This window comes from Rhizobium sp. FG96 (assembly GCF_057808655.1).
The window spans coordinates 36,030-54,128 of the sequence record NZ_JBMDIL010000007.1; the positions used below are offsets into that span (position 1 = coordinate 36,030).

Below are 18,099 nucleotides of genomic sequence, written 5' to 3' on the forward strand. Positions count from 1 at the left end.
CACCTTCCCTTCTCCCCTCAGGGAGAAGGTGCCCGCTAGGGCGGATGAGGGGGCCGCGCGGCACGGCATCAATTAATTTGCAATATAGCTAGGGGCCCCCTCATCCGGCCCTTCGGGCCACCTTCTCCCCGCTGGGGAGAAGGGAAGAGGCCGCAAGCCGTCAGATAACCCCGAGCTCCCTGCCCGCTTCCGCAAACACCGCAATCGCCCGCTCGACATCAGCCTTCGAATGCGCTGCAGACATCTGGGTGCGAATACGCGCCTGGCCCTTCGGCACCACAGGGAAGGAGAAGCCGACGACGTAGACGCCCTTCTTCAGCATCAGCGCCGCCATATCCTGCGCCAGCTTCGCATCGCCGAGCATCACCGGAATGATCGCATGCCCCTCGCCGGCCAGCGTGAAGCCGAGCTTGGTCATTTCGGAGCGGAACAGCGTGGCATTGGCCGTCAGCTTCTCGCGCAGCGCATCGCCGTTCTCGATCAGGTCGAAGACCTTCAGCGAAGCAGCCGCAATGACCGGCGCCAGCGTGTTCGAGAACAGGTAGGGCCGCGAACGCTGCCGTAGCCAGTCGATCACTTCGGCCTTGCCGGACGTATAGCCGCCTGAAGCACCGCCAAGTGCCTTGCCGAGCGTGCCGGTGATGATATCCACCCGTCCCTCGACGCCGCAATATTCGGCCGAGCCGCGACCTTTCTTGCCGACGAAGCCGACGGCATGGCTGTCATCGACCATGACCATCGCGCCGTACTTGTCGGCGAGATCGCAGACACCCTGCAGATTGGCGATGATGCCGTCCATCGAGAACACGCCATCGGTGGCGATCATCTTGAAACGGCTGCCTTCGGCCTTCTTCAGCTCTTCTTCGAGTGCCGCCATATCGTTGTTGGCATAGCGGAAGCGCTTGGCCTTGGAGAGACGCACGCCGTCGATGATCGAGGCATGGTTCAGCGCATCGGAAATGATCGCATCCTCTTCGCCGAGCAGCGTCTCGAAGAGACCGCCATTGGCATCGAAGCAGGAGGAATAAAGGATCGTATCTTCCATGCCGAGGAACGAGGAGATGCGCGCCTCGAGCGCCTTGTGCTCCTCCTGCGTGCCGCAGATGAAGCGCACCGACGCCATGCCGTAGCCATACCGGTCGAGCGCCTTCTTGCCGGCCTCGGCAAGCTCCTCGTTGTCGGCGAGGCCGAGATAATTGTTGGCACAGAAGTTCAGAACCCGCTCGCCCGAAGCAACGGCAATTTCGCCGGCCTGCTTCGAGGTGATGACCCGCTCGGACTTGTAAAGCCCGGCCTCCCTGAGGGAAGCAAGCTCGGTGGTGATGTGAGAAAGAAATGCTTTTGTCATTGTAAACGCCGATATCCCGAAAAATTCCTCCGATGGGCGCTGCAATTAGCACAAAGCAAGTGCAGATGTCGCCGATCCGGTACGAAATATTTTCGGTTTGGCTATTTCAACAGCGCGACGCTATCGCGCGCTCTCACTCATCGTGACTGAGGATCACGTCCAGAAACGCTTCGCCATAGCGCTCCAGCTTCGATTGGCCGACGCCGGAGATATCCAGCATCTCCTTGCGGCTGCGGGGCCGTTCGGTGGCGAAGGCGATCAGCGTCGTGTCCGGGAAGACGACATAGGGCGGCACGCCGAGCGATTTGGCGATCGAGGTGCGCTCGGCTCTCAGCGCCTCGAAGAGCAGGCCGTCGGCGCCCGACAGACCGGCATGACGGTTGGTGCGCTCGGCCTTGCGGCTATTGCGCCCGGCGACTGCCCGGTCCTTGCGGAAGTGGACCTGCCGCTCGTGCTTGAAGACGGCGCGCGCCTCCGCCTCGAGCTTCATCGCACCATAGGCATCATGGTCGATACGGACCAAGCCCATGGCCAGCAGCTGCCGGAAGATCGATTGCCAGGTTTTCGCGGCGATATCCTTGCCGGCGCCGAAGACCGGCATCGTCGTATGGCCGAAACGCTCGGTCTTCTCGTTGACGGTGCCAAGCAGCACGTCGATGACGTGGCCGGTGCCGAAGCGCTCGCCGGTGCGATAGACGGCGGCAAGCGCCTTGATTGCCGCCTCCGTGCCATCCCAGGTCTCGACGGGCTTGGTGCAGGTGTCACAGCTGCCGCAGCCGCCCGCATGCGCCTCGCCGAAATGCGCCAGGATCGCCTGGCGGCGGCAGGAGGCGGTCTCGCAGATGGCGAGCAGCGCGTTCAGCTTGCCGCGCTCGATGCGCTTGATCTCGTCGGCCGCATTGCCCTCATCGATCATCCGCCGGCGCTGGATGACATCAGCCATGCCATAGGCCATCCAGACTTCAGACGGCAGGCCATCGCGTCCGGCGCGGCCGGTCTCCTGATAATAGGCCTCGACGGAACCTGGCAGATCGAGATGAGCGACATAGCGCACATTCGGCTTGTCGATGCCCATGCCGAAGGCGACGGTGGCGACGAGGCAGAGCTCGTCTTCCTTCAGGAACGCGTCCTGGTTGGCGTCGCGCATCGCCCGGTCCATGCCGGCGTGATAGGCGAGCGCCCGGATGCCCTGGGTGTTCAGCCACTCGGCGGTGTCCTCGACCTTGGCGCGTGACAGGCAATAGACGATGCCGCTATTGCCCTTGTGGCCGGAGAGGAACCGCAACAGCTGCTGGCGCGGCTGGTCGCGCTCGACGATTTCGTAGGCGATATTCGGCCGGTCGAAGCTGGTGGTGAAGACCTCGGCATTGCCGAGCCTCAGCCGCTCGATGATGTCTTCGCGCGTATGCGGATCGGCCGTCGCCGTCAGCGCGATGCGCGGCACGCCCGGATAGTGCTCCGAAAGCCTGCCGAGCTCGCGATATTCGGGCCGGAAGTCATGTCCCCACTGGGAGACACAGTGGGCTTCGTCGATCGCAAACAACGCGATCCGGGCCTCGCCGATGATCTCGCGGAAGCCCTCCATCAGGATACGCTCGGGCGTCACATAGAGGAGGTCGAGATTGCCGGACGAGATCGCGCGGCGGATATCGACATATTCCTCTCGGGTGATCGTCGAGTTCAGCGCCGCGGCGCGGATGCCGAGCTGCTTCATCGCCTCCACCTGATCGCGCATCAGCGCAATCAGCGGCGAAACGACGATGCCGAGACCCTCGCGGCAGAGCGCCGGGATCTGGAAACAGAGCGATTTGCCCGCCCCAGTCGGAAACAGCACGACAGCATCGCCGCCCGAGGTCACATGTTCGACGACCTGCTGCTGCTTGCCGCGGAAGGCCGGATAGCCATAGACGCGCTTGAGAATATCAAGCGGCGCCCGGCCATTGCCGAACAGCGCGCCACCCGCCGAAAATGCCTTGTCACCGCCGTCCATCAATGGCTCGCCGCACCCTTGACCCGGCCGGAGAGCACGCCGAAGCCGTCGATGATCGCCTCCTGGTTCTCAAGCCGCAATCCTTCGAAATGCACTTCCTGCAGGGCGCGCATCAGCTGGTCGATGATCTCGGCATTGCCCTCTTCGGTTGCCTCGGCGATCTCGCGCTCAAGCTCGATCTTCTGCCAGCGCAGCGCCTTGGCGCGCTTGTGGAAGGCCAGCGCCTGGCGGTAGCCCTCGCGTGCGTCCTCCATCGCCGCCTGCTCGGTCGCCGTCCACAGGCGCGCATTGCGCACCTGCTGATCAAGCCCCTTCAGCAGACCGGTGAAGTCCTGGCGCTCGAGCTCCTCGAACAGATACTCGCGCGTCAGATGTGGGCTGGCGACCATCGCTGCCGCACCCAGCATCGCCGACCACAGCCGCTGCAGATCGCGATTGTCGTATTCGACGGCGGCGATCTCGTCATACTCGTCCTGCATCAGCGCCGGATGGTTGATGACTGTCAGCGCCAGCACGCTTTCGCGCAGGGCCGGAATTTCCTGATGGCCGCGCACCAGGCCGGAGCGGGCGAGCCGCTCGGAAACCAGATTGACCGTGCGCGCACCGCCCGGCGAAGGCCGCCCCTGCCCGTCCTTGCCGCGGAAATTGCCACCGCCGCCGCTCCGTTCGAAGCTGCGCCGGTCGTTGCCCCGGTTCTGGAACTGCGGCTGGAAGAACTTGTTGAGACGGTCGCGGATGTCCTGCTGGTAATGGCGGCGGACGTTCTCGTCGCCGATCACCAACACCATCTGTTTCAGCCGCGCTTCCAGCTCGGCGCGCGCTTCCGGCGTATCGAAATTGCCGCCGCCGGCCTCGCGGCCCCAGAGCATCTCGGCGAGCGGCTTCGCCTGGCTCATCACCTTGTCGAACGGCGCCCGGCCCTCGTTGCGCACGAGATCGTCGGGGTCCTTGCCATCGGGCAGCAGCGCAAAACGCACGGTGCGCCCCGGCTTTAGATGCGGCAGAGCGAGATCGGCGGCGCGGTTGGCGGCGCGGATACCGGCGCCATCGCCATCGAAGCAGAGCACCGGCTGCGATGTCATCTTCCAGAGAAGATCGAGCTGATTCTCGGTCAGCGCCGTTCCAAGCGGCGCCACGGCATTCTCGACGCCCGCCTGATGCAGGGCGATGACATCCATATAGCCTTCGACGGCAATCACCGTCGGCTCTCCGTCCGCCCCCTGCAGCGAGCGGCGCGCACGGGCGAAATTGTAGAGCACCTGTCCCTTGTGGAAGAGCTCGGTCTCGTTCGAGTTCAGATATTTCGCCGGCGCATCCGGCGACATAGCGCGGCCGCCGAAGGCGATCACCTTTTCCCGTGACGACAGGATCGGAAACATGATTCGATCGCGGAACCGGTCGTAGCTGACCGGAATGTCGGACCCGTGCACCACAAGACCGCAGGCCTCGATCTGCTCCTTGCCGACACCCTTGCCCGACAGGAACTCCTTCAGCGCATTGCGGCTGTCGGGCGCAAAGCCGAGTCTAAAGGTCTCGATCGTCCGCCCGGTCAGGCCGCGGTCGCGCAGATAGGCACGCGCGCGTGCGCCATTTGCCGTCTGCAGCTGATCCTGGAAGAACTGTGTCGCGAGTTCCATGACGTCGAGAAGCGAGGTCCGCTCCTTCTCGCGCTTTTCCATCGCCGGATCGGCGACCGGCATCGGCACGCCCGCCATATCGGCGATCTGCTGCACGGCCTCGGGGAAGCTTAAGCCTTCAAGCTCCGTCAGGAACCGGAAATGATCGCCGGTGACGCCGCAACCGAAGCAGTGGTAGCGGCCCTTGCGATCCTCGCAATGAAAGCTCGGCGACTTCTCGCCATGGAACGGGCAGCAGGCCCAATAGTCGCCGCGCGGCACATTGGTCTTGCGCTTGTCCCAACTGACACGCCGGCCGATCACATCCGAAATCTGGACGCGGTCGCGTATGTCATCGAGAAAGGAATTGGAAAAGCGCATCAGAACCTCGTGGTGAACCATCATATAAGCAGGTTTGACGCAGGTCGCCACGCACTTTGCCGGAAACCCCAGCTATTCACAGGGTTGACGGCCCCGCTTTGGATAAAAAAATGAACATCAACAAAGCGTGACGCCTGCCTGCGACAGGGTGCGACAATTGTGCACTTCGGGCGCGTGTCACGCCTGTTTTCAAGTTCGCCAAAATGCATATGAAAAAGATCATATTTATACGATTTCAAATGGTTGACCTGCACAACCGGCAGAAAAACGGCTGATAAAAAGCGTGCTAATGAAAAGCCAAAGCGGGCATTGCCGGGGGTCACAACCCAATTATTATATTTTTGTAATTTGAATACTCCGCTGCATCGCAATACCGTCTTCTCATCAAAGCGATCCCCGAGCGAGGCACCATCCCTACCCCCGGCGCCGCCTCGCAAGGGTGCCTTTGCAAATAAACCGCCAGTGTGGGCTTAGGCCCAGCGTCACTGGCGGCCGCAAAGAGCAAGAAGGCAGGAGCGCCCCCAGCTCCTGCCTTCTTTAATTTCCGGCATAGCTGTTCCAGATTTTTGCAATTTAACCTTGCTGGTTAACTGCCCTCACCATTTTTGGGACATTTGTATGAAAATGGACATTGACTCGGCGAACCCTGAGCGCAAATGGAATATCCATTGCCCGCTAGAGTTCACTGATGTCCGTCTCCGCCGAAACACTTGCAAATGATGACCGCTTCTTTGGTGCAGTACTGATCTGCGCCAATGAGATGCTGGCAATCTATAAAGAAAGCCCGAGAATCGCCTCGATCTTTGCTGCGCAGCAGCGATGGCTGATGGCGCATGCAGGCTTTGCTTTGCACTACGGTCTGCCCGGCGAAGACAAAAAAGGTCTATATTCCGGGCGCTTCGTCGATTTTATCGTCAGCAACAAGATCGCCAGCCGCAACACGGCGGCAGCCTTCCTGCAGGAAATGCTCGTCTACCGCTTCCTGCGCCCCTCGACCGGCCAGGCGGACCGCCGCACGCGCCTTGTCGAGCCGACCGAAACGGCAGAACAGCACTTCCTGAAATGGCTGGTGACCCACCTTTTCATCCTCGACAACCTGGACGGCGGCAAGCGCGCCGAAAAGGTAACTGCCGAGCCCAATCTGATCGCAAAAATTCAACCATTGATTGCTTTGGCGATCCTTGAGACCAATCCGGTGCGCGATCCCGGCGCCACCTACAATCTCTTCAACTGGGCAAACTCCGGCGGTCTGGTGATGGACTACCTGATGTCGCGCCTGCCGCCTTTCGACCCGGCGCAGGAGCGCGTCTCGATCGGGCCGGTCTCGCTCGGCGAGCTCCGTACCAAGTTCATGATCTCGAATACGCATCTGAAGCGGCTGCTGACGCAGGCCGGCGAGATGGGAAGCGTCGGCTGGGACGAGCCGCCGCGCAAGGGCGATCTGTGGCTCTCACGCGGCTTTATCCTCGAATACCGCAATTACCAGGCGGCAAAATTCGCGGTCGTCGATGCGGCGGCCGAGGCTGTGCTCGGCCCCGCGGTCTGATTACTTCAAGAGTTCCTTGACGGCGCCCGAAGCCTTGGAGAAATCCATCTGGCCGGCATAGCGCTCCTTCAGAGCGGCCATCACCTTGCCCATGTCCTTGGGTCCTTCGGCGCCGGTTTCGGCGATGATCGCTGAGATATTGGCGCGCACTTCCGCGTCCGACAGCTGCTTCGGCATGAAGTCCTGGATCACGGCGATTTCGGCGCGTTCCTTGGTGGCGAGTTCGGGGCGCGCGTTCTCGTCGTAGATCTTGGCCGATTCGTCGCGCTGCTTCACCATCTTGGCGAGGATCTGCAGAATCTCGTCGTCGCTGGCCTCTTCCTTGCCGGCGCCGCGATTGGCGATATCGCGATCCTTGATCCCCGCCTGAATCAGGCGAACGGTCGAAAGACGCTCGGCATTCTTGGATTTCATCGCGTCCTTGAGCGCGGTGGCGAGTTGATCGCGCAGCATTTTTTCACTCCTGTTGAATGGCGCTACATAAACCACGCCGATGGCCGGGATCAAATAAATTGCGATATTGCGGCCAGAAAGCGCAGGAAAAGCGTGCTGCAATGCGTTAGAAAAGATTGACGGCAGGCAGGAGCATGGCTATCTACCGCCACCTGCACCAAAATTCGTGATCAGGCCCGAGACGCGCGGCGACGAGCCGTGCCCATACGCTTGCGAACACAAATGGCCGCCCGGCGAAACCGCCGCGAGCCGCCGGAAAACGGGATGAAGATGACCGCGACAGCCCCCTGGACCACCGAAAAGCCGACCGCCCTGCTCGTTCTCGCAGATGGCACCTTGATCGAAGGCAAGGGGATCGGCGCGACCGGCAAGGTTCAGGCCGAAGTGGTGTTCAACACGGCACTGACCGGATACGAGGAAATCCTCACCGACCCCTCCTATCTCGGCCAGATCGTCACCTTCACCTTCCCGCATATCGGCAATATCGGCACCAATGACGAAGACATCGAAGACCTGACGCCGGCAGCACGCCACGGCGCGGTCGGCGTCATCTTCAAGGCCGACATCACCGAACCCTCCAACTACCGCGCCGCCAAGCATCTCGACGCCTGGCTGAAGGCCCGCGGCATCATCGGCCTCTGCGGCGTCGATACCCGCGCGCTGACCGCCTGGATCCGCGAGAACGGTTCGCCGAACGCTGTCATCGCCCATGACCCGAACGGCGTCTTCGACATCGACACGCTGAAGGCTGAAGCCAAGGCCTGGAGCGGCCTGGAAGGTCTCGACCTCGCCAAGATCGCCTCGTCCGGCCAGTCCTCGCAGTGGACGCAGACGCCCTGGATCTGGAACGAAGGCTACGGCGAACTCGCCGCCGGCGACGCCAAGTACCACGTCGTCTGCCTCGACTACGGCGTCAAGCGCAACATCCTGCGCCTCTTCGCCGGTCTCGACTGCAAGGTCACCGTGATGCCGGCAACGACGAGCGCTGAAGACGTGCTCGCCATGCAGCCGGACGGCATCTTCCTGTCGAACGGCCCGGGAGACCCGGCCGCCACCGGCGAATATGCCGTTCCCGTCATCCAGAAGCTGATCGCCACCGATATCCCGGTCTTCGGCATCTGCCTCGGCCACCAGATGCTGGGCCTCGCGCTCGGCGCCAAGACCGAAAAGATGCACCAGGGTCATCACGGCGCCAATCATCCGGTCAAGGATCATACGACTGGCAAGGTCGAAATCGTCTCGATGAACCACGGCTTCGCGGTTGACACGAAGTCGCTGCCCGAAGGCGTTGAGGAGACTCACGTTTCGCTGTTCGACGGCACCAATTGCGGCCTGCGCGTTTCCGGCAAGCAGATCTTCTCGGTCCAGCACCACCCGGAAGCCTCTCCCGGCCCGCAGGACAGCCACTACCTCTTCCGCCGCTTCATCAACATGGTGCGCGCCAAGAAGGGCGAAGCGGCTCTCGCCGAACGCTAAGAACTGAATTCTAGGAAAGAGCCACCAGACGCCGGGAAACCGGCGTCTGCTTGAACAGCCGGGATAGGCCGAGGCTGGCTGCAGCGACGATAGCTGCGATTGAAAGAGCCCAGAGCGGCCCGCTGACCGGCAGATGCGCTGCCACCGTTTTCAAGATGAAAAGATGGATGAGATAGGCGCCGAGCACATCCCGGCCCCATCCGTAATCGCGTGCCTGCGACAGCCGGGTGGCGAGGCCTGTGATGCCGATCGCCGCGGCGATGGTGCCGAACGAATAGTCGTGACCAAGGCTTGATGTGCTGACGGCAAAGCCTTCTGCCAGATGAAGCGCAAGTCCCGCCAGACCGAGCAGCGCAAACTGCGCCGTCGTGAAGCGCGGTAGATAGCGGCGCAGCATGAAGCCGGACAACACGAAGAGCGGCGCCTCGAATATCCCGTTGCGATAGGCAACGAGCGGAAGATGGATACCGATCAGGTCGCCATAAGTGCCGAAGATCACGCCCGCCAGATAGAGCAGAACGCAGGCCGCCGCCGTCAGCGCTGCCCCGACATAGCGCAGCGACAGCCAGCACAGCGACACACCGATGAAAAGCGCCGGCAGGAACCAGAGATGGAAACCCGGCCCTCCCGAAAACGGCACCAGCGCGACGATGAAATCGCGGCCGTAGAGCCGGGGATAGAAGAGTTCCGAGAACTCGGCTGCGAAATAGAACAGAAGCCAGAATGCATAGAGCGGCAGAAGCTTGGCGGCCAACGCGCCGATCGCCCGCCAAGGCCGCTCGATCGCCTCTGTCTTCCAGAAGAAACCCGAAACGACAAAGAAGCAGGGGACGGCGAAGCGGCAAAGCTCATCCAGCACGAAGCCCGTCGTCTTCCATTCGCCGAACAGCCCCACCGCGTTGGCATGGATGATGACCACGGCAAAGATGCCGATCACTCTCAGAAGCTCGATACCCGGAAAAGCCATGGCGCACGTTGAACCCGCTACCTCGATGCCCGCCAGCCTAGTGTCCATTCCTTTATCAAAGGTATGAACCCACCGGCTTTCATTGGGCGGCAGAGCTCTTGACCTCAACTTAACTTGAGGAATTACAGAGGTAGCCGTGACATCGAAATCAAGGAGATGATGGATGAACGGCGGCTTTTACCGCGTTGACAAGTTCGTGGTGCCGGAGGCGGCGCGCGAGGAATTTCTGCTGAACGTGCTGATGGTGCATGAGGTGCTGCAGGTGCAGCCCGGCTTCATGGGGCACTCGGTGCTCGAGCAGGTCTCCGGCCCCGGCGAATTCAATTTCGTGACCATCGCCCAGTGGGAAAGCGCCGAAGTCGCCGAGCGCGTCAAGGCGGCGGTTCAGGCCGCGCAGAAGGCCTGCAGGCTCGATCCGCAGGCGCTGTTCCAGCGGCTCGGCATTCGCGCCGATATCGCCAGCTACCGGCCGGTTGCGGCCTGAGTGGCGATGGCCGCCGTTAGGCGGCGGCCATCCCGCCTTCCCGGCGCACCAGAATATAAAAGCGGGCGCAGAGCATCGTCGCAGCGGCCGCCAGGCCCACCAGGAAACCGAACCAGATGCCGACGCCACCGAAGCCGAGCAGGAAGGCAAGCAGCCAAGCCAGGAAGAAGCCGATCGGCCAATAGGCGATCAGCGCCAGGATCATCGGCACGCGCGCGTCCTTCAGGCCGCGCAGCAGGCCGCTGGCGATCGCCTGGATGCCATCGACCAGCTGGAACAGGCCGGCGACAACGATCAGCGGACCGGCATAGGCGAGCACCTCAGGCGCTTCCGGACGGCTGACATCGAGGAACCAGCGGGCGAAGAATTCCGGCATGATCGCAAACAGCACGCCGCCGATTGCCGCAAGCGACGCAGCAATCGCCATGACCGCGACCGAAGCCCGGACAACGGCCTGATGATCCCCCTGACCGTGCGCGATCCCGATCCTGACGGTCGCCGCCTGGCTGAGGCCGAGCGGGATCATGAAGGCGATCGACGCCCATTGCAGGGCGATACCATGTGCTGCGAGCTCGATCGTGCCGATATGGCCCATCAGCAGCGACGCCGCGGTAAACAGGCTGACCTCGGCAAGGATCGTCACGCTGATCGGCAGGCCGAGGCGCACAACGTCCCAGAGCGCATGCCAGTCCGGGCGCCAGAAGCGCACCAGGATCTCGTAGCGCCGCGTCTCCTCCTTCATCTGCACATAGGCGAGGATGAACAGGAAGCCCGCCGTCTGCACGGCAACGGAGACGATGGCCGCGCCTTCCAGACCCATGGCCGGAAAGCCGAAATGGCCAAGCACGAGGACGTACGCAAAGATCGCGTTCAGCACCAGCATGGCGATCGTGACGTTCAGCACCACGGCAGCCTTGCCGATGGCGCTGACCAGCGCCCGCATGACGTTATAGAGCAGCCCCGGCAGCACGGCGAAATGGCCGATCAGAATATAGCCATGCGCGAGCTTGGCGACTTCAGGCTTCTGCCCGGCGGCCAGCAGGATTTCCTCGGCATAGAAGAAGGCCGGCTGCATGATCAGCCAATAGGCGGTGACGACCCAGAGACCCATGCGCATCGACCGGCGCACGGTGACGATATCGCCGCGGCCATAAGCCTGCGCCACCATCGGAATGACGGCGATCGAGAAGCCCGAGCCGAAGATCAGGATGGTGAACAGGAACTGCGCGGAGAGAACCATCGCCGCCAGGTTTTCGGCGCCGAGCCGCCCGACGATCATCACGTCGGTCGTGTTGATCCCGAGCTGGGCCAGCTGCGCGCCGATAAACGGGATGCCGAGCGCCAGCGTCGCACGGAAATGCGATCCCCAGTGGTTGTCGGTTTGCGGCGCAAGCTTGTGCACGTCGAGAGGCGCGTCCATAGCAAAAGTCCAATTGTTTTGAATCGTTTTCGGCCGCACACGGGCGGCAAGACTATTACCGGGCCTTAGATCAAAGCCCGGCCAAGAGCTACCCTAAAATAGGCAAATGCTGAATTATTCATCACAGCATCACCAAATCTGATGGCCGAGACAAATCGACATTCAGGTATCGATTGGTCTATCCGGCAGAGGCTTCCGCCGTTTCGTTTTGCTTCGCCGGCCGCACTTTCGCAAACAGAACCAGTGCCGCGACGAGGATGAAGAAGGCGGCCATCAGGTATGGCGCGCCCGCAAAGGTCAGCGGCGCATCCGGCTTGGTAAAATAGCCGAACAGCTGCGTGAAGATCACCGGGCCGATGATCGTCGTGAGGCTGCTGAGGCTGGTCAGCGCGCCCTGCAGTTCGCCCTGTGCGGAAGGCGGCACCTTGCCGGCGGCGATGCTGCGCAGCGGCGGATCGGCGATGTTTTCCATCACCGTCAGCACGATCACGACATAGACAACCCAGCCCTCCCAGGCGAAGGCATAGCCGGTCAGGCCGACCACAGAGAAGCACAAGCCGACGACCGCGGTCTTCCATTCGCCGAGCACCGGCACGATCTTCGGCAGGATAAGACCCATGACGATCGCCGCGCCGATGCCGTAGATGCCGAGCGACAGGCCGATCTGCCCCTCGCTCCAGCCATAGCGGTAGGTGCCGACGAAGGACCAGACGGCCGGATAGACCGCATGCGCCAGCCAGAACAGGAACATCACGGCCGCAATCCAGCCGATGCCCGGATAGTTGCGCATCTGCTTCAAGGCGCCGAGCGGATTGGCGCGCTTCAGTTCGAACGGACGGCGATGCTTGGCATCCAGCGTTTCGGGCAGCAGGAAATAGGCGGCCACGAAATTCAGGAAGGACAGCAGCGCGGCACCGAGGAACGGCACGCGCGGCCCGAACTCGCCGAGGAAACCGCCGATGACTGGGCCGATGGTGAAGCCGACACCGAAGGCGATGCCGATCAGGCCGAAATTCTTCGCCCGGTTCTCGTCATTGCTGATATCGGCGATATAGGCCGAACAGGTCGCGAAGCTCCCCCCGCTGAAGCCCGCCAGCGCCCGGCCGACGAACAGCATCCAGAAGCTGGTGGCGATCGCGCAGATGAAGTTATCGATCGCGAAGGTCAGCACCGACAGAAGCAGCACCGGCCGGCGGCCGAAACGGTCGCTGAGATTGCCGAGCAGCGGCGCAAACAGAAACTGCATCACCGCATAGACGACGAGCAGCCAGCCGCCATCGAGCGCGGCATCGCTGACATTGCCGCCCGTCAGCTCCTCCAGATAGGCGGGTAGCACGGGCATGATGATGGCGATCCCGATGACGTCGAGAAACAGGATCATGAAGACGAGGAAAAGTCCGCGGCGAACGAATTTCGGATCAAGCATAGGTCATCTCTCGACAGGCGTTGTTTTCTGGAAAGACGATCTGATCGCCGGGGATGTTACATAGCCGAAGCAGAAAAATGAAACAATACGTGAACATTTCAAAGTTTTTGATGACGAAAACAATGAAATTGATCGTGGAAGCGAACAAAACGGGGACTAAGCCCCTCGCCGCGCCTCAGCCTTGACGAAATCGACAAAGGCGCGAAGGGCCGGCGGCATATGCTTGCGGCTGGCGTAATAGAGAAACGGCCCCGAGAATTCGCTCACCCAATCCTCCAGGATCGGCACGAGCTCGCCACGGCGGATCGCCGGAGCGAGCACCTCCTCGAATGTCCTGATGACGCCGAGCCCGGCAACCGCGGCACCCACCTCCATCTCGATCGAATTTGCCACCAGCGGCCCCGTCACCGAAAGCAATAGGCTCTCCTCGCCGCGGTCGAACTCCCAGGCAAACGGCGCCCGGCTCAGAAAACGATGACGGATGCAGTCATGGTCTAGGAGATCGCGGGGATGCGACGGCGTCCCGCGTTTGGCGAGATAGCCAGGTGCCGCGGCAGTGATATAGCGCTGCCGCCGCGGGCCGATCGGCACGGCGATCATGTCGCGCTCCAGCCGCTCGTCATAGCGGATACCGGCATCATATCCGGCCGCCACCACGTCGATGAAATCGTCTTCGCCAAGCACCTCTAGTTTGATCTGCGGATAAAGCGCCAGAAACCGGCTGACGAGATCAGGCATGAACAGCCGCGCAGCGATCGTCGGCACGTTGAGCCGCAACGTACCGGCCGGGCTGTCCTTGAAACTGTCGAGTTGGCCGAGCGCCGAAACCACTTCGCCGAGCGCCGGCGCCAGCCTCTCCAGCAACCGCTCGCCCGCTTCCGTCGGGGTCACACTGCGGGTCGTGCGGTTGAGCAGGCGTACGCCGAGCCGCTCCTCCAGCCGCCGAAGGGAATCGCTCAGCGACGACGGCGAGACGCCACGCTTGCGGGCTGCCGCGCGAAAGCTCCGCTCTCTTGCAATGGCGGTGAAGGCATCCAGATCACTGAGGGGAAGATCGTCCATTGTGCGCTTTTCCGTACGGGCCGTTCGCAATCATCCGGATTATCGCACAGAGAGGCAAGGAATAGAAAGGGGCTGAAGACGCCGCTCCGGCGTCGGCCAAGGAGACGAAGATGCAAACCTACCGCTTGGGCAATACCGGCCCCGAAGTTTCCGCCATCGGCCTCGGCTGCATGGGCATGTCAGGCATGTATGGGCCCGCCGACCGCGCCGAAAGCATTGCCACCATCCACGCCGCCCTCGATGCCGGGGTCAACCTGCTCGATACCGGCGATTTCTACGGCATGGGCCATAACGAGATGCTGATCGGCGAGGCCCTGAAGACCCGCAAGCGCGAGGAGCTGATCATCAGCGTCAAGACCGGCGCGCTGCGCGATCCGCTCGGCGCCTGGAACGGCTACGATTCCCGTCCGGCAGCGCTGAAGAATTTCATCGCCTATTCGCTTCAGCGCCTCGGCACCGACTATATCGACATCTACCGCCCTGCCCGCCTCGATCCCAATGTGCCGATCGAGGAAACCGTCGGCGCCATCGCCGACATGATCAAGGCCGGCTATGTCCGCCATATCGGCCTCTCTGAAGTCGGCGCCGAAACCATCCGCCGCGCCGCCGCGGTTCATCCGATCGCCGACCTGCAGATCGAATATTCGCTGATCTCCCGCGGTATAGAGGACGCGATCCTGCCCACTTGCCGCGCGCTCGGCATTTCGATCACCGCCTATGGCGTGCTGTCGCGCGGCCTGATCAGCGGTCACTGGCAGAAGGGTCAGGATGGCGGCAAGGGCGATTTCCGCAGCGTCAGCCCACGCTTCCAGGCCGCCAATATCGACCAGAACCTCGCCCTCGTCGAAGAGCTCCGCAAGATCGCCGCGGAGAAGCAGGCGAGCGTCGCACAGATCGCAATCGCCTGGGTCGCCGCTCAGGGCAAGGATATCGTCCCGCTGATCGGCGCCCGCCGCCGCGACCGGCTGACAGAAGCCTTGGGCTCAGGCGCCGTGCAACTCAGCGCCGAAGATATGGCGGCAATCGAACGTGCCGTCCCGAAGGACGCGGCCGCAGGTGCGCGCTATCCGGAAGCACAGCTGAAACATATGGACAGTGAACACTGAAGATCGGGCTCCGCTGCCGCACGGCGGCGGAGCTTCTTGATCAGACTGGGCCGCTGAACGTATCGCAGGCCGAAACCTTGCCAGTATCGAAGCCCTGCTTGAACCATTTCACGCGCTGGGCGGAGGTGCCGTGGTTGAAGCTGTCAGGCACGACATAGCCCTGGCTGCGCTTCTGCAGCGTGTCGTCGCCGATCTGCTGGGCGGCATTCAGCGCGTCCTCGAGATCGTCCGGGTTGATATAGCCCTTGCGCTGCTCGAACTTGGCGAAGACCCCGGCGAAGCAATCGGCCTGCAGCTCGACGCGCACCGACATCTTGTTGGCATCGACCTCGCTCATCCGCTGGCGGGCCTCGTTGAACTTCGGCAGCACGCCGAGAATGTTCTGGACGTGATGGCCGACCTCGTGGGCGATCACGTAGGCCTCGGCGAATTCGCCCTTGGCGCCGAACTGCTGGCTGAGCTGGCGGAAGAAATCGGTGTCGAGATAGACCTTGCGGTCAACAGGGCAATAGAACGGCCCGGTCGCCGCCGATGCGGCGCCGCAGCCCGAGCGCGTCGAGCCGGAGAACAGCACCAGCGCCGGCTTCTCGTAGGTCTGGCCGGAGGCCTGGAAGATGCCGGTCCAGGTATCCTCGGTATCGGCGAGCACGGTGCGCACGAAGGCGGTCATGTCGTCATTAGCAGGCGTACCGCGGCTCTGGGAATCGCTCTGCTCGTAGCCCGAGCCGCCGCTCATCGTGCCGTCCATCACCTGCATCAGGTCGATGCCCATCGCCTTGAAGATGAAATAGATGACGACGAGGAAGATAATCGTGCCGATCGACAGGCCACCGCCGCCACGGCGCACGCCGCCGGACGGAAAGCTGAAACCGCCTCCGCGGCCGAAGGGATTTTGCCCGAGACCACCGCTCGAAGGGTCTCCGCGGCGATCCTCGATATTGTCCGACTGGCGGCGTCCCTTCCATTCCATCTGAACTCTCCCCGGCAACGCCGAACGCGTCTCTTTCGTTTGAGATTATATATCCGGCGCTTGGCCGAATTCCAGCGGCATCATGCAGCCCGCTGCACCCGCGCCGAAAGCACGATCGCCGCCGCAGCACCGGCTACGAGCAGGCCGAAAACCAGCGCCACCATGTCATGCCCCGAGAATACCACCTCATTCATGATCCGGCCGGGGACCAGCGTGAATCCGCCCGCAATGATGATGCCGCCGAAATAGATCGACCGGACGATCCGCCGGTGTGTCGCGACGTCATGACGCCGCGCCGCCGCGATCGCCTGCCAGGCGCCGAAGATCGTCGCGGCCGAGAGCAGGTGAATGGGGCTGAAGCCGAACAACATTTTGATCTCGTGAATGAAGAAGCTGGTGAGCGCCGTCACCACCATCAGCGCCATCCAGATCTTGCCGAGAAGCCGGTGAAGCGGCGTGCCCTTCCGGTGCAGCAGGATAAAGGCGCCGAGCAGCGCTGCCGGAATGACGGTCGCCACGTGGATCTGAATGGCAGGCGATGCATCGAGCAAGGGTTCAAGGGTCATGCCTGGCTCCTCCTCAGGAATGGCCGATTGTCCCGAGCAATATCCACGGACGCAAGAGGCAAAACAGCGGCGGCTTGACGGCCCCGCGCTTTTTGTCCCTGATGCCGGGCGGAGCGAGGAGAAGATCATGAAAGCGCTGCGTCTTGAAGCGACCGGCCGGCTGGCGGTCTGCGAGACCGGAAAACCGGTTCCCGGCCCCGGCGATGTCCTGGTGAAGGTCGAAGCCTGCGGCATCTGCGGCACCGATCGGCATCTCTATCACGGCGAGTTTCCGGCTCGCCCGCCCGTCATCCTCGGCCACGAGTTCACCGGCATCGTCGAGGCGGTCGGCGCCGATGTCACCGGCTTCCGGCCGGGCATGCGCATCACGGGCGATCCCAACATTTCCTGCGGCCGCTGCCCGGAATGCCAGCGCGGCCGCGTCAATCTCTGCCGCAATCTCGAAGCGATCGGCATTCATCGCGATGGCGGCTTTGCCGATTATGTCTGCATCCCGCAGACCCAGGCCTTCGCCCTGCCCGACGCTCTCGATCCGCTCCACGGCGCCTTCTGCGAACCGCTCGCCTGCTGCATCCACGGCATCGACATGGCGGAGATCAAGACCGGCTATTCCGTCGTGGTCCTCGGCGGCGGCGTCATCGGCCTGCTCGCCGTGCAACTGGCGCGGCTGGCAGGTGCGACGCGCGTCGTGCTCGTCACCCGCAATGCGGACAAGCGCCGGATCGCCGAAGAACTCGGCGCCACCGCGACCGTCGATCCCTCCTCCGGCGATGTCATCGAGCTGATCGCCGGCGCTTCGGGCCTTCTTCCTGGCGGAGCCGACGTGGTGATCGAATGCGCCGGCGTGGCCGAGACGGTCGAGCAGACACCGCGACTCGCGAAAAAAGGCGGCACGGCGCTCATTCTCGGCGTCATGCCGCAGGGCACCAAGGTCGCGATCGAACCCTTCGACCTGCTGTTTCGCGAGATCCGGCTGCTGAGCTCTTTCGTCAACCCCTTCACCCACGCCCGTGCCGCCGATCTGATCGCCACCGGCGCCATCAAGGTAGAGCCGCTGATCACCCGCAAGATCGGCCTGGAGGAAGCCCGCGAGACCATCATCAACCCGGCCCCGAATGGCGAGATTCGAGCCCTCGTCATACCCGGTCTGTGAAGGCTTTTCGGGGAGACTGCGGATTCCTGTCGATTCCTTGAATTATGGGGTTCCGTTTCGGTTTCGCTTTGCCTATAAGCCGCTTCTAGCCTGAAAAGACCCTCAATGCGCGACCCGACCCGGTGATCTCCCACC

General features: G+C 62.5%; 15 protein-coding genes. 5 read left to right on the forward strand and 10 right to left on the reverse strand.

The window, feature by feature from the left end; all coding sequences use genetic code 11:
- Positions 1–160: 160 nt before the first annotated feature.
- The 3 genes from ACODR6_RS15245 to dnaG form a co-directional block, all read right to left on the reverse strand.
- Positions 161–1,348 carry a glycine C-acetyltransferase gene (locus tag ACODR6_RS15245; protein ID WP_489022827.1) on the reverse strand — a complete coding sequence of 396 codons (1,188 nt, stop codon included), beginning with the start codon at positions 1,346–1,348 and terminating at the stop codon, positions 161–163.
- Positions 1,349–1,481: 133 nt separating this feature from the next.
- Positions 1,482–3,338, reverse strand: coding sequence for a DNA helicase RecQ (gene recQ, locus ACODR6_RS15250; protein WP_489022828.1), 1,857 nt, complete (start codon positions 3,336–3,338; stop codon positions 1,482–1,484).
- The gene (gene dnaG, locus ACODR6_RS15255) at positions 3,338–5,335 is read right to left on the reverse strand and encodes a DNA primase (protein ID WP_489022829.1); all 1,998 of its coding nucleotides are present in this window, start codon (positions 5,333–5,335) and stop codon (positions 3,338–3,340) included. Before dnaG ends, recQ begins: the two co-directional genes overlap by 1 nt.
- 688 nt (positions 5,336–6,023) lie before the next feature.
- Between dnaG and ACODR6_RS15260 the strand changes: the two genes are divergently transcribed.
- On the forward strand, positions 6,024–6,881 hold the full coding sequence (locus tag ACODR6_RS15260) for a hypothetical protein (RefSeq protein WP_112715669.1): 858 nt from the start codon (positions 6,024–6,026) through the stop codon (positions 6,879–6,881).
- Here the strand turns inward: ACODR6_RS15260 and ACODR6_RS15265 are convergent, their stop codons facing one another.
- Positions 6,882–7,334: a GatB/YqeY domain-containing protein gene (locus ACODR6_RS15265; RefSeq protein ID WP_112715671.1), complete on the reverse strand. Its 453-nt coding sequence runs from the start codon at positions 7,332–7,334 to the stop codon at positions 6,882–6,884.
- Positions 7,335–7,604: 270 nt separating this feature from the next.
- Between ACODR6_RS15265 and carA the strand changes: the two genes are divergently transcribed.
- Positions 7,605–8,810 (forward strand): glutamine-hydrolyzing carbamoyl-phosphate synthase small subunit, encoded by a 1,206-nt coding sequence (gene carA, locus ACODR6_RS15270; protein WP_489023138.1) that lies wholly within the window; start codon positions 7,605–7,607, stop codon positions 8,808–8,810.
- A gap of 10 nt (positions 8,811–8,820) precedes the next feature.
- Here the strand turns inward: carA and ACODR6_RS15275 are convergent, their stop codons facing one another.
- On the reverse strand, positions 8,821–9,825 hold the full coding sequence (locus ACODR6_RS15275) for an acyltransferase family protein (protein ID WP_489022830.1): 1,005 nt from the start codon (positions 9,823–9,825) through the stop codon (positions 8,821–8,823).
- A gap of 115 nt (positions 9,826–9,940) precedes the next feature.
- Between ACODR6_RS15275 and ACODR6_RS15280 the strand changes: the two genes are divergently transcribed.
- The gene (locus ACODR6_RS15280; RefSeq protein WP_489022831.1) at positions 9,941–10,261 is read left to right on the forward strand and encodes an antibiotic biosynthesis monooxygenase family protein; all 321 of its coding nucleotides are present in this window, start codon (positions 9,941–9,943) and stop codon (positions 10,259–10,261) included.
- 16 nt (positions 10,262–10,277) lie between these two features.
- On the opposite strand, the gene ACODR6_RS15285 is transcribed toward ACODR6_RS15280, so the two are convergent.
- The 3 genes from ACODR6_RS15285 to ACODR6_RS15295 all read right to left on the reverse strand — a co-directional run bounded on the left by ACODR6_RS15285 (position 10,278) and on the right by ACODR6_RS15295 (position 14,169).
- Positions 10,278–11,681: an MATE family efflux transporter gene (locus ACODR6_RS15285; protein ID WP_489022832.1), complete on the reverse strand. Its 1,404-nt coding sequence runs from the start codon at positions 11,679–11,681 to the stop codon at positions 10,278–10,280.
- A gap of 178 nt (positions 11,682–11,859) precedes the next feature.
- The gene (locus ACODR6_RS15290) at positions 11,860–13,107 is read right to left on the reverse strand and encodes a TCR/Tet family MFS transporter (RefSeq protein ID WP_112715679.1); all 1,248 of its coding nucleotides are present in this window, start codon (positions 13,105–13,107) and stop codon (positions 11,860–11,862) included.
- 156 nt (positions 13,108–13,263) lie between these two features.
- Positions 13,264–14,169: a LysR family transcriptional regulator gene (locus ACODR6_RS15295; protein ID WP_449098779.1), complete on the reverse strand. Its 906-nt coding sequence runs from the start codon at positions 14,167–14,169 to the stop codon at positions 13,264–13,266.
- Between the two features lie 110 nt (positions 14,170–14,279).
- On the opposite strand from ACODR6_RS15295, the gene ACODR6_RS15300 reads away from it, so the two are divergent.
- Positions 14,280–15,275 carry an aldo/keto reductase gene (locus tag ACODR6_RS15300; protein WP_489022833.1) on the forward strand — a complete coding sequence of 332 codons (996 nt, stop codon included), beginning with the start codon at positions 14,280–14,282 and terminating at the stop codon, positions 15,273–15,275.
- Between the two features lie 40 nt (positions 15,276–15,315).
- Here ACODR6_RS15300 and ypfJ read toward each other — a convergent pair whose 3' ends face one another.
- Both ypfJ and ACODR6_RS15310 read right to left on the reverse strand, forming a co-directional pair.
- The gene (gene ypfJ / locus ACODR6_RS15305; RefSeq protein WP_112715685.1) at positions 15,316–16,245 is read right to left on the reverse strand and encodes a KPN_02809 family neutral zinc metallopeptidase; all 930 of its coding nucleotides are present in this window, start codon (positions 16,243–16,245) and stop codon (positions 15,316–15,318) included.
- 80 nt (positions 16,246–16,325) lie between these two features.
- The gene (locus ACODR6_RS15310; protein WP_489022834.1) at positions 16,326–16,811 is read right to left on the reverse strand and encodes a DUF2306 domain-containing protein; all 486 of its coding nucleotides are present in this window, start codon (positions 16,809–16,811) and stop codon (positions 16,326–16,328) included.
- A gap of 127 nt (positions 16,812–16,938) precedes the next feature.
- Here ACODR6_RS15310 and ACODR6_RS15315 point away from each other — a divergent pair, with 127 nt between their 5' ends.
- Positions 16,939–17,964 (forward strand): zinc-dependent alcohol dehydrogenase family protein, encoded by a 1,026-nt coding sequence (locus ACODR6_RS15315; RefSeq protein ID WP_489022835.1) that lies wholly within the window; start codon positions 16,939–16,941, stop codon positions 17,962–17,964.
- Positions 17,965–18,099 lie beyond the last annotated feature (135 nt).

What these genes read in the sequence shown, in the direction of transcription:
- ACODR6_RS15245 (WP_489022827.1), bottom strand. Translation starts at nt 1,348, where the DNA reads ATGACAAAAGCATTTCTTTCTCACATCACCACCGAGCTTGCTTCCCTC.
- recQ (WP_489022828.1), bottom strand. Translation starts at nt 3,338, where the DNA reads ATGGACGGCGGTGACAAGGCATTTTCGGCGGGTGGCGCGCTGTTCGGC.
- dnaG (WP_489022829.1), bottom strand. Translation starts at nt 5,335, where the DNA reads ATGCGCTTTTCCAATTCCTTTCTCGATGACATACGCGACCGCGTCCAG.
- ACODR6_RS15260 (WP_112715669.1), top strand. Translation starts at nt 6,024, where the DNA reads ATGTCCGTCTCCGCCGAAACACTTGCAAATGATGACCGCTTCTTTGGT.
- ACODR6_RS15265 (WP_112715671.1), bottom strand. Translation starts at nt 7,334, where the DNA reads ATGCTGCGCGATCAACTCGCCACCGCGCTCAAGGACGCGATGAAATCC.
- carA (WP_489023138.1), top strand. Translation starts at nt 7,605, where the DNA reads ATGACCGCGACAGCCCCCTGGACCACCGAAAAGCCGACCGCCCTGCTC.
- ACODR6_RS15275 (WP_489022830.1), bottom strand. Translation starts at nt 9,825, where the DNA reads ATGGACACTAGGCTGGCGGGCATCGAGGTAGCGGGTTCAACGTGCGCC.
- ACODR6_RS15280 (WP_489022831.1), top strand. Translation starts at nt 9,941, where the DNA reads ATGAACGGCGGCTTTTACCGCGTTGACAAGTTCGTGGTGCCGGAGGCG.
- ACODR6_RS15285 (WP_489022832.1), bottom strand. Translation starts at nt 11,681, where the DNA reads ATGGACGCGCCTCTCGACGTGCACAAGCTTGCGCCGCAAACCGACAAC.
- ACODR6_RS15290 (WP_112715679.1), bottom strand. Translation starts at nt 13,107, where the DNA reads ATGCTTGATCCGAAATTCGTTCGCCGCGGACTTTTCCTCGTCTTCATG.
- ACODR6_RS15295 (WP_449098779.1), bottom strand. Translation starts at nt 14,169, where the DNA reads ATGGACGATCTTCCCCTCAGTGATCTGGATGCCTTCACCGCCATTGCA.
- ACODR6_RS15300 (WP_489022833.1), top strand. Translation starts at nt 14,280, where the DNA reads ATGCAAACCTACCGCTTGGGCAATACCGGCCCCGAAGTTTCCGCCATC.
- ypfJ (WP_112715685.1), bottom strand. Translation starts at nt 16,245, where the DNA reads ATGGAATGGAAGGGACGCCGCCAGTCGGACAATATCGAGGATCGCCGC.
- ACODR6_RS15310 (WP_489022834.1), bottom strand. Translation starts at nt 16,811, where the DNA reads ATGACCCTTGAACCCTTGCTCGATGCATCGCCTGCCATTCAGATCCAC.
- ACODR6_RS15315 (WP_489022835.1), top strand. Translation starts at nt 16,939, where the DNA reads ATGAAAGCGCTGCGTCTTGAAGCGACCGGCCGGCTGGCGGTCTGCGAG.